Raw genomic sequence first — 12386 nt, forward strand, 5'->3', positions numbered from 1 at the left:
ATGTCAGAAAATAACTTACATGTGTATGCACCCGCTTCAATTGGTAACTTTGCAGTTGGCTTTGATTCTTTAGGTGCGGCATTAAAACCTATAACAGGCGAGTTACTAGGCGATGTTGTAAAAGTAACTGCATCAGAGCAGGATGAGTTTGTATGTACAGGTGCTTATGCAGATAAGCTGCCGGGTGAAGCTAATGAAAACTTATCTTACTTATGTTTATTGCACTTTAAGAAAAATATAAAACCGGATATGCAAGCGGTAAGGCTTGAATTACAAAAGAACTTACCTATAGGTTCAGGTTTAGGTTCAAGTGCGTGTTCTGTTGTAGCAACATTTGCTGCACTTGATAAATTTGCTAAAACTCAGCTAAGCCAAGATGAGTTAATTGAACTCATGGCTGACTTTGAAGCCATAGTAAGCGGTGGTCGCCATTACGATAATATTAGCCCATGTTATTTAGGTGGATTGCAGCTAACGGGTGAGCTTATCCCTGGTCGTTCAATTGAAATATCAGTACCAAAAGAGTGGTATTATGTTGTTGCTTTCCCTGGTTTTTCATTAAATACATCTAAAGCACGTTCAGTATTACCTAAACAACTGGGTATGCACCAAAGTGTAGAATTTGCCCAGCGTTTATCTGCTTTTATAGCGCTATTACAATCAAGTGGTCAAGCTGGAGAATATCAAAAAGCACTAGAATTGATGCAAGATGATGTTGCAGAGCCGCATCGCGCACCTTTAATCAAAGGTTTTAGTGAAGCAAAACAAGCTTTACCTGAGCTCGGTGCCAAGGCTATGAGCATATCAGGTGCAGGACCTACATTATTTGCTGTGTGTACAAATATCGAAGAAGCAAATTTATGTGCTGATTGGTTACAAAAAAATTATATAAATGACGAAGGTTTTTGTCATATATGTCAGTTAGATGAAGCTGGGACAAGAGAGCTGGCTTCACACGAAATAAATGGAGAAGCAGATGAAACTGCATAATTTAAAAGATAACTCACAACAGGTTTCATTTGTTGAAGCTGTAAAAACAGGCTTAGGTCGTGATCAAGGTGTATTTTTTCCAATTAAATTAGAGAAAATAGAAAACTCTTTCCCACAAGGGATTGATGCTTTATTAGATTTAGACTTTGTAACTAGAAGTAGTGTTATTTTATCTCACTTAATTGGTGATGAATTACCAAAAGATACTGTTGCACAAATGGTGAAAAATGCATTTAACTTCGATGTGAAACTCGTTGAAGTTGAAGAAAACATGCATTGTCTTGAGCTTTTTCACGGTCCAACTCTAGCATTTAAAGATTTTGGTGGTCGTTTTATGGCTGAATGTTTAGCGACATTCAATAAAGATGGAAAAACAACTATCCTAACAGCAACAAGTGGTGATACGGGGGCTGCTGTTGCTCACGCTTTTTATAAAAAAGAGAACATTGATGTTGTGATCTTATACCCTAAAGGGAAAGTATCACTCGCTCAGCAGAAGCTATTTACAACGTTAGGTGAAAATATTCACTGTTATGCAGTAGATGGCTGTTTTGATGATTGTCAATCACTGGTTAAACAAGCATTCTTAGATGATGAAGTAAAAGAGCGTTTAGGATTAAACTCTGCAAACTCAATCAATATCAGTCGTTTGGTTGCTCAGGTTTGTTATTACTTTGAAGCAATAGCGCAGTTGCCGAAAGAAAAACGTGCTAAAGCGCATATCTCTGTTCCAAGTGGTAACTTTGGTAACGTATGTGCTGCTATGATAGGTTCTGTTATCGGTTTACCAGTAGATAAATTGTCTGCAACAACAAATCAAAATGATACCGTGCCACGTTTTATTGCAAACAAAGAATGGTCTCCTGTAGATACTAAAGAATCATTATCAAATGCAATGGATGTGAGCCGCCCAAATAACTGGCCTCGTGTACAAACGATGTTAGATAATAACTGGTTCTCATATGATAACTTCTATTCACAAACAGTTGATGAGGCACAAACACAAGTTGTAATGACAGAAGTACATCAAAAAGGCTATATCGCAGAACCTCATACTGCAATCGCTTATGAAGGTTTAAAACGTGATATGGCAGATGATGGTGTTGGTATTTTCTTATCAACAGCACATCCTGCTAAGTTTAAAGAAAGCGTTGAAGATATTCTAAATATAGAGTTAGATATGCCAAAACCTTTGGCAGATGCACTCGCACAGCCTTGTTTAGCTGAAGATTTAGTTAATGATTACTATGTATTAAGAGAAGCGATATTAGCTAAGCTTGCTTAATAAAGCGCAGTTTTATTGATAGTCACTATTTGACGAAATTCATAATAAAAACCACTTAATTGTATTGAGTGGTTTTTTTATGCTTAAACTAACGTGATAGATAAGTACATTCTGATAAACTAATAGCCTATTCCTTATCTAGCCATGCAATGGCCTTAAATAAAGCTGCGGAGCACATTTATATTATGATGAGTTGGTCAAAACTAATCGATTCAGAATCAAAAAAAGATTATTTAAAAGAAACATTTGAGTATGTAAGTCAAAGAAGAGCTGAAGGTGTTGAAGTTTTTCCATGTGATAAAGACGTTTTTAGTACATTTGATGCAACTAAGTTTGATGATGTGAAGGTTGTGATTTTAGGTCAAGATCCGTATCACGGAGAAGGGCAAGCACATGGTTTGTGTTTTTCAGTTTTACCTGGTGTTAAAACGCCGCCTTCTTTAGTGAATATGTATAAAGAGTTAGCCACTGATATCGAAGATTTTATTATTCCAGAGCATGGTTATTTACAGTCTTGGGCACAGCAGGGCGTATTACTTTTAAATACGGTATTGACTGTAGAGCAAGGAAAAGCGCATTCTCATAAAAGTTTAGGCTGGGAAAAATTTACTGATAAAGTGATTGAAACACTTAATCAAGAAAAGTCAGGTATTATATTTTTACTGTGGGGGGCACATGCTCATAAAAAAGGTAAAAATATTGATGACACAAAACACCATGTATTAAAAGGTGTACATCCATCGCCATTATCTGCATACCGTGGTTTTTTTGGTTGTAAGCATTTTTCACAAACAAATAACTTATTAAAACAACAAGGCAAGACTGAAATTAATTGGCATTTACCAGAGAATGCGATTTCCTAATAGGAGCATTGTCAAAATAAAAAAGGCTCCTATTAGGAGCCTTTTAAAATTTATTTTAAAGTGGGGTTTAATCCAAATCGAAAGACCAATCTAAGTCTTCCAGCTCTTTTTCTAAGAGTTGTTTATCCTTATATGCTTCTATTTCACGCCATTTACGTTTTTTATTTTGCTTAGTTGTTTTTGTTTTTGGCTGTGCACTTTCTAAAATTGTCACATTATCTAGACTATCCATGGTCACTCCTTTTTATTTACCTTGGAATTACTTATCCTAGGACGTTTTTAATTCAATTTTTGTATAAAAAAGAATTAAATAGTCCGAAAATAAAGCACAGTGCATATATATCATACAGCGAGTGATTTTGAAACGATTATATGAAAATAGCGTGATTGAATTGTTACATTTTTTGATCTACGACAAGGCTTTAATATACTAGCAAACTTAAAAGTTAATTTTAAGTTTGCTAGTATATTGTTTTTATTAGTTTATATTTATATATTCTAAAAGTTTAGCAGTTGAAGGGTCTAAATTCTCTATATTGCCAGTATTCATACTGATAAGTAGGTTCTTTCCGAGTGATTTACCTAGCTCTACACCCCATTGATCAAAGCTATTTACATCGAATAAAATGCCCTGACAAAATACTTTATGTTCGTACAAAGCAAGTAATGCGCCCATGCTATGAGGCGTAATGTCATCAATAATCAGCATATTTGAACTTGTATTGCCTGGCATAGTTTTATGTTTTGCTAAATTTTCAGCTTGTTCTTCATTTAGGCCAGAATCAAGTAATTCAGTTTTAGCTTGAGTGAGCGTTTTACCTTGTAATAAAGCTTGTGCTTGCGCTAAACAGTTTGCCACCATGAGTTTATGTTGTTCAGGATATGTGTCATGACCTTTTGCAGGTAAAATAAAATCTATCATGCCTGATTGTTTGCCTTGATGAAAAAGCTGCATAAATGAATGTTGACAGTTTGTACCCTCAGCACCCCAAAGAATAGGCCCTGAATTTGTTATGTTATCGCCTTTGCTATTAACAGCTTTGCCATTACTTTCCATATCGAGCTGTTGAAGGTAAGCAGGTAAACTTTTTAAACTATGACTATAAGGTAAAACCATTAAGTTATTGAGACCAAAATATTCTTGTTGCCAATAACCTAATAAAGCCATAATCACCGGCATATTTTTATCTAAAGGCGCTTCTAAGAAGTGTTTATCTATAGATGCAGCACCTTCAAGCACTTGAGTAAAAGCTTTTGAACCTATGCTTAAAGCTAATGGCAATCCTATTGTTGACCAAACTGAGTATCGGCCACCTACAAAATCCCACATAGGAAAAGTCATTTGCTCTGCGATACCAAATTCTTGTGCTTGCTCAGGTTTTGCTGTTAACGCAACCCAATGTTTTTGTATTGCTTGTTTTTGAGGCAGTGTATCTTGAAACCATTTTAAAACTGATTGAGCATTTAATTGTGTTTCTGCTGTTGTCCAAGATTTAGACGCAACCACCACTAAACACGTTTCAGGATTAAGATTATGAAGTACATGAGCAATTTGGTCGCCATCTATATTTGCTAAATAATGTACTTTTATTTTATTACAGGCATTTTTAACTAAAGCACTTTGTAGCATTTTAGGGCCAAAAAAAGATCCACCTATGCCGATACTTATTACATCGGTGATGGCTTTTTCTGTATGACCCAAATGCTGCTGTGATCTGACTGAATCAACAAAATTTAGCATTTTTACTTTTGTTGACTCTATTTCTTTAGTGATATCTGGGAATTTTGAAATTATTTGGCTAGAGTTTCTCAGTGCGGTATGCAGTACAGAGCGCTCTTCTGTATGATTTATTTTATCACCTTGAAACATCGCATCGCGTTTTGCTTCTAGCTGTTGATGTTGGGCGAAATTGATCAATGCTTTAAATGCATTATCGTTGATTGCTTGTTTTGAATAGTCTAAATAAAATGAATCAAATTGTAGACTGTAGGTATGTGCTCTATTTGGCTGCTCAGAAAAAAGCGTCATTAAATGACGCTTTTTTATTTCAGTAGCAGCAGTTTCAAGCGCATTAAATACGCAGACGTCCTTACTGTTTTGAATCATGTATTTCTCTTCGTTTAATTAATACCAATTCTATTTAAAATATGAACCTATATGAATAGAATTGGTATAACGGGTTAAGAAACTATAGCTTTAACTCACTGAATCTTTTTTCTAGTTCAACTTGCGCTTTAGCAAATTGACTAATGCCATCAGCTAGCTTTTCTGTTGCCATAGGATCTTCGTTATGTAACCAACGGAATTCGCTTTGTGTTAATGGTGCTGGCTTAGCTGAAATTTCAGTTGGTTTTTCTAAAGTATAGTTAGGTACATCTTTTAAAGTGGCTAATTCATCTAATAATGCTGGCGCGATTGTTAATCTATCACAACCTGTAAGCGCTAAGATTTCACCTGTGTTTCTGAAGCTTGCACCCATAACAACTGTTTCGTAACCATGGCTTTTATAAAAGCTGTAGATACTACGTACAGATTGTACACCTGGATCTTGTAGTGGATCTGTTGGTTTTTCCATGCCATTGGCAACATGCCAATCTAAAATACGACCAACAAATGGAGAGATTAAAAATACTTTAGCATCAGCACAAGCGCGTGCTTGCGCTTCACTGAAAAGTAGCGTCAAATTACATTTAATGCCTTCTTTTTCTAATATTTCTGCGGCTTTTATACCTTCCCAAGTAGATGCAATTTTAATTAGGATCTTATCTTTTGATACACCAATTTTTTCGTATAAAGATAATAATGTTTTAGCCTTTGCGATTGTAGCCTCTGTATCAAAAGAAAGGCGCGCATCTACTTCTGTAGAAATATATCCTGGAACAACTTCAGTAATTTCTTTACCAATTAATACAGCAAAATAATCACATGCTAGGCTTAATTGTTTATCTGTGTCAGATTCACATTCTTTTGCAAACTGCCAAGCTTGTTTTAAATAGGTTTGATAAGCCGGAATTTCACTGGCTTTTAATAATAAAGATGGGTTTGTAGTCGCATCTTGTGGTTTGTGCTGTTTAATTGCTTCAATATCGCCGGTGTCGGCTACGATAGTTGATTGGGCTTTTAATGCCGCTAATACTGCTGTCATTTTTTATTCCTCATTCCAAAAAGAATACACTTTGAATATACATGCCTAATATTGCACTTAAGTTACAGGTCACTAACAGGTCAATTGTCCGCTTAAAAAAACGAAAAATTAATTTAAGTGAAGGCAAGTTAATAAAACACGTGATTTTGTTCGCGTTTAATGATGAAATTGTCATTATTCTAAATACAAGTCAATACATATCCGCTTTTGCAGCGAATATATATAAGGTTTAATATGATCACTGTAATTTCCCCTGCTAAAAACCTAGATTATGAAACACCAGTAGCGTTTGAAAAACATTCAAATCCAGAATTACTAACACATAGCCAAGAGTTGATTGAAGTGTGTAGAGCGCTAGCGCCTCAAGACATTGGCAGCTTAATGAAAATAAGCGATAAGCTAGCGGGTTTGAATGCTGCTAGATTTGCACAATGGTCACAACCTTTTAATATCCAGAATGCTAAGCAGGCAATTTTTGCATTTAATGGCGATGTATACACAGGCTTAGATGCAACAAGTTTAGATGAAGATACGCTTGAGTATACTCAAGATAATTTACGTATTTTATCTGGCTTATACGGTATTTTAAAACCGTTAGATTTAATGCAAGCTTATCGTTTAGAAATGGGCACTAAGCTTGAAAATCCGCGCGGCACAAACCTATATCAATTTTGGGGTAAGTTAATTGCTGAAAAATTAAATGCACTTTTTGAGCAACAAGGTACAGATACTTTAGTTAATTTAGCATCCAATGAGTATTTTAAAGCGGTAGATAAAAAAGCATTAAAAGGTCAAATAATTGCACCTATTTTTAAAGACTGTAAAAATGGTCAATATAAAGTGATCAGCTTTTACGCTAAAAAAGCACGTGGTTTAATGACACGTTATATTATGGAAAATAAAATTAAAACTGTTGAAGATTTAAAGAAATTTGATTCTGCTGGTTATTATTTTAGCCCTGAAATGACGGCGAAAGAAAATGAACCTGTATTTCTTCGCGCTGAGCAGTTCAAGTAATATAGAGCACAATTGATTTTAGAGGTGATGTAATGAAACTAATACTTGTTCCTGACATTTTTGGTTGTACAACTGAGTTTAAGCAATATGCCACTGTGCAAAAATCAATTTTAGCTCAAATGTTAAATCAAGATGTTGAACTTGTATTAGTTGACCCGTATCAAGGACAAATCTTTGAATTTTATAATGATACTCAAGCATATGAAAAGTATATGAGCTTAGGCGGTCATGAACATTATTTATCTTTAATTAAACAAGTGATTACAGATAATAAAGGCCATAATATATGTCTTTTAGGATTTAGTGCCGGAGCCAGTGCTATTTGGCGTGCGCTAGATGGTTATAAATCAGATAAAGCATGTCAGTTTATTGGTTATTATCCGTCACAAATTCGAAACCATTTAGATATTCAGCTTAATATAGAATCACATATTATATTTCCTCAAACAGAAAGTCATTTTGAGGTGAAAGATGTGATAGCAAGCTTAACAAATTATGAGTTATTAAAAATAAGCCATACCAAGTATCAACATGGCTTTATGAACCCACTTTCAACAGGCTTTAATGAAAGTGCTTTTAGTGAATTTCAAAAAAATATCGCAGTAACAGTAAGCTTTTAATAAAAAACCTAACAAGTTAGTTAGGTTTTTATATTAAAAGCTTGGTAAATTAAAAAATATTACTTCTTCGCTTTAGCTGCTTTCTTCTTAGCCTTTTTCTTGGCTTTCATTTTCACAGGATCTTTTTTCTTTTTCGCTGGTGGCTTAGCTTCTTTATGCCTTGGAGCGAGTCCTTTGATGTTTTTACGTTTTAGCTGTTGTTCAGTGTAACGCTCAACTTTACCTACCATAGCAATATCATGTGCTTCTACTAAAGAAATCGCGATACCATCTTTACCAGCGCGTCCTGTACGGCCAATACGATGTACATAGATATCTGGACTATAAGGCATATCATAGTTTATAACATGGCTTACATCAGCAACATCTAAGCCACGTGCGGCAACATCAGTAGCAACCAGAATATCAGCTTTACCTAGATGGAAGTTTTCAAGAGAACGCATACGTTTATCTTGTGGCATTTCACCACGTAGCCAAATAGTTTTAATACCTTGGCTATATAATTCACCTACAAGTTGTTCTAATTTCTCTCTCGTTTTAACAAATACAATGGCTTTAGTGAGCTCTTCACTTGTTAAAATACGTGTTAGTAACTTTAGTTTATGAAGTCGGCTATCGGCTAAATGAACCCATTGGCTTATTTGTCCTTGCGCTTCAGTTGATACTTTGGCTTCTAACAAAGCTGGGTCTTTTAATACTTTATCTGCGAATAACTCAACATTATGGCCTTCAAGCGTTGCAGAGAATAGGAAACATTGTCTGCGATTTTCAGCTTCTTCACAGATTTTTACCATTTCATTTTTAAAGCCCATATCTAACATACGATCAGCTTCATCAAGGATTAATAGTTCTACATTTTCAGCATGAAAATTATTGCCTTCCATGTAATCCATTAATCTGCCTGGTGTCGCAATTAATATATCGTTATTTTTTTCAAAGATATCTTTATGTGTGCCGTAGTTAATACCACCCGTTACCACACCCACTTGCAAGTTGGTATTTGCTGACAATAATAAACACTGTTCGTGAATTTGATAAGCAAGTTCGCGGGTAGGCGTCATGATTAAAACGCGAGCAAAACCTGGATCACGTCTAGGGAAATCAATTAAAAACTGAATTGCTGATAATAAAAATGCAGCTGTTTTTCCTGTACCGGTTGGTGCTGAAGCTAAAATGTCACGACCTTCAAGGGCGCGAGGGATCACAAGCTTTTGAATTTTAGTTGGTTCGGTATAGCCAACCTTGTTTACAGCGTTTAATAGTTTTTCATCTAGTTCAAGATCTGCGAATTGCAATTGCATAAGGCGTCATAAATAAAGGACAATAAGACTATTATACTTAGTAAATGGTAGATCTAAAATAAAAATGTCAGGTTTTCAATTTAAACAATTTTATTTAGCACAAAATAACTGCGCAATGAAGGTCGGAACTGATGGGGTATTGCTGGGTTCGTGGGCTAATATCGAACAATGTAAAAACATCCTAGATGTTGGTACTGGCACGGGGTTAATTGCTTTAATGCTTAAACAAAGATCACAAAAGCATGATTTGATTGATGTAAATATTTCAGCTTTAGAAATTGATGACGCTGCTTTTTTACAAGCGACTGAAAACTTTAATAACAGCCCGTGGCACAATATAAGTATTTACTATGCTGATTTTAATGAATTTAAACTAGATACAAAGTTTGATTTAGTGGTTTCAAACCCGCCATACTTTGTAAACAGTCTTAAAGGGCCCGATGAATCGAGAAATACAGCGCGCCATACTTCTAGTTTAAGTTTTAAAGCTTTAATTCAACAGTTTTGTCATATTACTCATGATCATGGCAGGCTTGCTTTAGTTTTACCATCTGATGCTTTAGATGAGATTAAATTACTCGTAAAAGCGTTTGGTTTATATTTTAATAAATTGGTATTTGTTTACACTAAAAAAAATAAACCGGCAAAAAGGATACTTATTGAGGTCAGTAAAAATAACATCGCGCTTGAACAGAGTGAGCTATGTATTCATGATAATGGCGGTTACTCTCAAGATTTTATTAATTTAACTAAAGATTTTTATTTAAAAATGTAAGGTTTAAAATTTGACACTATATTTAGATGATTAAAATAAATTTTTTGGCTATCTCATCAAAACATTGATTATTTTTTTAGGCTTATGCTGTTTACCTTTAAAAGCACAGCAATTAATTGTGGTATTTGAGCATAATCCACCATTCCAAATGGTAAAATCAAATGGCACTGGTTATGGCCCAGTAATTGCGTTCACACAACAATTAGTTAAATACACAGATTTAGATATTAAATTTGAGGCCTTGCCCTGGGCTCGAATTATGCAAAAAGAAGCACTAAAACCGAATCGTTTAATTTTATCTATTTCAAGAACACCCAAAAGAGAAACTCAATTCATATGGTTAAAACAAATATATCGTGGAGAACAATATATTTGGAAAAAAGCGAATGCAGTTGATCCCAAAAATATATTAGTTTCAATGGAGAGAAATTCCCATAAAGCAGACTTATTAAAGCGTTATTATAAACCCAAAAATGTATATGAATTTTTAGACTCACAACAAGCATTGGAAGCGTTAATAAAAGGTCATGTTCAAAGATATGTTGGCAGTATTTTTGGTGTTTATGGCAAGTTAACTGAGTTAGATATCAATATAGATAAACTTGAACGGGTAGGCGTATTTAAAGAGTATTATATCAGTAAAATAGGCTTGTATTTAGCGCTATCAAACACTAGCTCAGATTTAGTACATAGGCAATTAATACAAGCCTTAACCCACCCTGATATGATTAAGGCTTTAGAAGTACTAATGAGAGGTTTTGAAACTAAAGAGCAAAACTTAATCCACAACCTCAATTAAAGAGAACCTTGATATTCAACTAGAATTTGCTCAACCCAAGTCGCCATGCGATCGTCTGTTAAATCATATTGGCTATCTTCATCTAGTGCTAAACCAACAAAATGACTCTCATCTTCAGTTAAAGCCTTAGATGCTTCAAATTCATAATCAGGCGTATTTGGCCAAAAGCCAATGCGATTGATTGTTTGATTGGCTATTTTATCATGTAACATGCCTACTGCATCTTGGAACCAATCGGTATAACCTACTTGATCACCCATGCCGTAAATAGCAACTGTTTTACCATTTAGATCTAATGCTTCAACGTCTTGCCATTGAGATTCCCAGTCTTCTTGTAATTCACCATAATCCCAAGTTGAAATGCCAAATATAATAAAATCATATTGTTCGGCGCCTTTTAGTGGCTCATCTTTAATATTGTGCAGTGTTAATAAGTCTTCACCTAAAATATCACGTATTTTTTCAGCTACAATTTCTGTATAACAGGTTGTAGAGCCGTAAAATAAACCAATTTTCATGATGTTTATTACTTCTTAGTTGGTTGCTATTATATAGGCTGAGCATTTTACCTTAAAAAGAACAATAAAAGGAACTCACTTGAGCGAACAAGTTAAGCAGCCTGCTATTAATAGAGAATTGTTAGAAGATTTTTTAGATGCAATATGGTTAGAACAAGGTCTAAGTGAAAATACCCTCAGTGCATATCGTACTGATATTAATAAGTTTGCGGATTTTATCGCGCCCAAAGCGTTATTAGTAATAGATCAATTAGATGTGCAATCCTATTTAGCTTATCGTCAAGATAATGGTTTTAAATCTAGAAGCACTGCACGGACTATCAGTGCATTAAAAAGGTTTTATCAGTATTTTGTACGAGAGAAACGTTTAGAAATTACACCTATGGCACATATTGGGCAACCAAAAGCATCTCAAAATTTGCCTAAAACGTTATCTGAGGAGGAAGTTGAAAGCTTATTAGCTAGCCCAAATGTGGAAGAGCCTATGGGGCTCAGAGATAAAGCCATGCTTGAAGTTTTATATGCTTCAGGTCTGAGGGTAAGTGAATTAGTGGGCCTTAGAATGGAGCAAGTTAATTTAAGGCAAGCAGTGGTTTTTGTAAAAGGTAAAGGAAATAAAGAAAGATTGGTGCCTTTAGGTGAAGAAGCCATGTATTGGTTGGAGCTATTTATATCTAAAGGAAGGTTAGCGCTAATTAAACATGCTACAGATTTTGTTTTTCCATCAAAACGTGGCACAGGTATGACACGACAAACTTTTTGGCACAGAATTAAACACTATGCTTTAGTGGCTGATATACAAAGTGATCTTTCACCACATACTATGCGACACGCATTTGCTACGCACTTAATTAATCATGGTGCTGATTTGCGTGTAGTACAAATGATGTTAGGCCATAGCGATTTATCAACAACGCAAATATACACCCATGTTGCTAATGAGAGATTAAAGTCAATTCATCAAGAACATCATCCTAGGGCTTAAAAATATAGTTACTAGTCGTGGGAATTATTCTCAGATATACTGGGTCTTATAGATAGATGAAATATTTAGATAGAAAAGAGATTAAAG

General features: G+C 34.8%; 13 protein-coding genes. 8 read left to right on the plus strand and 5 right to left on the minus strand.

What is annotated here, in order from left to right; translation table 11 throughout:
* From thrB to ung, 3 genes are all read left to right on the plus strand, one after another.
* Positions 1–990 carry a homoserine kinase gene (gene thrB / locus KO527_RS07780; RefSeq protein WP_216039755.1) on the plus strand — a complete coding sequence of 330 codons (990 nt, stop codon included), beginning with the start codon at positions 1–3 and terminating at the stop codon, positions 988–990.
* On the plus strand, positions 977–2275 hold the full coding sequence (gene thrC, locus KO527_RS07785; protein ID WP_216039756.1) for a threonine synthase: 1299 nt from the start codon (positions 977–979) through the stop codon (positions 2273–2275). The genes thrB and thrC overlap by 14 nt, the downstream gene beginning before the upstream one ends.
* A 185-nt stretch (positions 2276–2460) precedes the next feature.
* Positions 2461–3138, plus strand: a complete 678-nt coding sequence (gene ung / locus KO527_RS07790) for a uracil-DNA glycosylase (RefSeq protein ID WP_216039790.1) — start codon at positions 2461–2463, stop codon at positions 3136–3138.
* 67 nt (positions 3139–3205) lie between these two features.
* On the opposite strand, the gene KO527_RS07795 is transcribed toward ung, so the two are convergent.
* From KO527_RS07795 to tal, 3 genes are all read right to left on the minus strand, one after another.
* Entirely contained in the window at positions 3206–3370 is a 165-nt protein-coding gene (locus tag KO527_RS07795; RefSeq protein WP_216039757.1) for a DUF3545 family protein, read from the minus strand.
* Between the two features lie 246 nt (positions 3371–3616).
* A complete protein-coding gene (gene pgi / locus KO527_RS07800) occupies positions 3617–5245 on the minus strand; it encodes a glucose-6-phosphate isomerase (RefSeq protein ID WP_216039758.1) in 1629 nt (542 codons plus the stop codon).
* An 82-nt stretch (positions 5246–5327) separates the two neighbouring features.
* Positions 5328–6284: a transaldolase gene (gene tal / locus KO527_RS07805; protein ID WP_216039759.1), complete on the minus strand. Its 957-nt coding sequence runs from the start codon at positions 6282–6284 to the stop codon at positions 5328–5330.
* Positions 6285–6518: 234 nt separating this feature from the next.
* Here tal and yaaA point away from each other — a divergent pair, with 234 nt between their 5' ends.
* Both yaaA and KO527_RS07815 read left to right on the plus strand, forming a co-directional pair.
* Positions 6519–7301 carry a peroxide stress protein YaaA gene (gene yaaA / locus KO527_RS07810; protein ID WP_216039760.1) on the plus strand — a complete coding sequence of 261 codons (783 nt, stop codon included), beginning with the start codon at positions 6519–6521 and terminating at the stop codon, positions 7299–7301.
* Positions 7302–7333: 32 nt separating this feature from the next.
* Positions 7334–7921, plus strand: coding sequence for a hypothetical protein (locus KO527_RS07815; protein WP_216039761.1), 588 nt, complete (start codon positions 7334–7336; stop codon positions 7919–7921).
* A 59-nt stretch (positions 7922–7980) separates the two neighbouring features.
* Here KO527_RS07815 and srmB read toward each other — a convergent pair whose 3' ends face one another.
* The gene (gene srmB / locus KO527_RS07820; RefSeq protein ID WP_216039791.1) at positions 7981–9216 is read right to left on the minus strand and encodes an ATP-dependent RNA helicase SrmB; all 1236 of its coding nucleotides are present in this window, start codon (positions 9214–9216) and stop codon (positions 7981–7983) included.
* Positions 9217–9286: 70 nt separating this feature from the next.
* Between srmB and KO527_RS07825 the strand changes: the two genes are divergently transcribed.
* Both KO527_RS07825 and KO527_RS07830 read left to right on the plus strand, forming a co-directional pair.
* Positions 9287–9997, plus strand: a complete 711-nt coding sequence (locus tag KO527_RS07825) for a methyltransferase (RefSeq protein ID WP_216039762.1) — start codon at positions 9287–9289, stop codon at positions 9995–9997.
* Between the two features lie 64 nt (positions 9998–10061).
* The gene (locus KO527_RS07830) at positions 10062–10796 is read left to right on the plus strand and encodes a transporter substrate-binding domain-containing protein (RefSeq protein ID WP_216039763.1); all 735 of its coding nucleotides are present in this window, start codon (positions 10062–10064) and stop codon (positions 10794–10796) included.
* Here KO527_RS07830 and fldB read toward each other — a convergent pair.
* Positions 10793–11314: a flavodoxin FldB gene (gene fldB, locus KO527_RS07835; RefSeq protein WP_216039764.1), complete on the minus strand. Its 522-nt coding sequence runs from the start codon at positions 11312–11314 to the stop codon at positions 10793–10795. The two genes, KO527_RS07830 and fldB, sit on opposite strands and share 4 nt — an antisense overlap.
* Positions 11315–11393: 79 nt before the next feature.
* Between fldB and xerD the strand changes: the two genes are divergently transcribed.
* Complete coding sequence (xerD, locus tag KO527_RS07840) at positions 11394–12299, plus strand: site-specific tyrosine recombinase XerD (protein ID WP_252733533.1); 906 nt, start codon at positions 11394–11396, stop codon at positions 12297–12299.
* Positions 12300–12386 lie beyond the last annotated feature (87 nt).

Origin of the sequence: Pseudoalteromonas sp. C2R02 (assembly GCF_018860845.1) — a bacterium.
In the GTDB taxonomy this organism is placed as follows: domain Bacteria; phylum Pseudomonadota; class Gammaproteobacteria; order Enterobacterales; family Alteromonadaceae; genus Pseudoalteromonas.

Bases quoted from the DNA above. Each gene is read 5' to 3' on its own strand.
- tal (WP_216039759.1), bottom strand. From the start codon at position 6,284: ATGACAGCAGTATTAGCGGCATTAAAAGCCCAATCAACTATCGTAGCC.
- pgi (WP_216039758.1), bottom strand. From the start codon at position 5,245: ATGATTCAAAACAGTAAGGACGTCTGCGTATTTAATGCGCTTGAAACT.
- fldB (WP_216039764.1), bottom strand. From the start codon at position 11,314: ATGAAAATTGGTTTATTTTACGGCTCTACAACCTGTTATACAGAAATT.
- ung (WP_216039790.1), top strand. From the start codon at position 2,461: ATGATGAGTTGGTCAAAACTAATCGATTCAGAATCAAAAAAAGATTAT.
- KO527_RS07815 (WP_216039761.1), top strand. From the start codon at position 7,334: ATGAAACTAATACTTGTTCCTGACATTTTTGGTTGTACAACTGAGTTT.
- thrC (WP_216039756.1), top strand. From the start codon at position 977: ATGAAACTGCATAATTTAAAAGATAACTCACAACAGGTTTCATTTGTT.
- KO527_RS07795 (WP_216039757.1), bottom strand. From the start codon at position 3,370: ATGGATAGTCTAGATAATGTGACAATTTTAGAAAGTGCACAGCCAAAA.
- yaaA (WP_216039760.1), top strand. From the start codon at position 6,519: ATGATCACTGTAATTTCCCCTGCTAAAAACCTAGATTATGAAACACCA.
- KO527_RS07825 (WP_216039762.1), top strand. From the start codon at position 9,287: ATGTCAGGTTTTCAATTTAAACAATTTTATTTAGCACAAAATAACTGC.
- thrB (WP_216039755.1), top strand. From the start codon at position 1: ATGTCAGAAAATAACTTACATGTGTATGCACCCGCTTCAATTGGTAAC.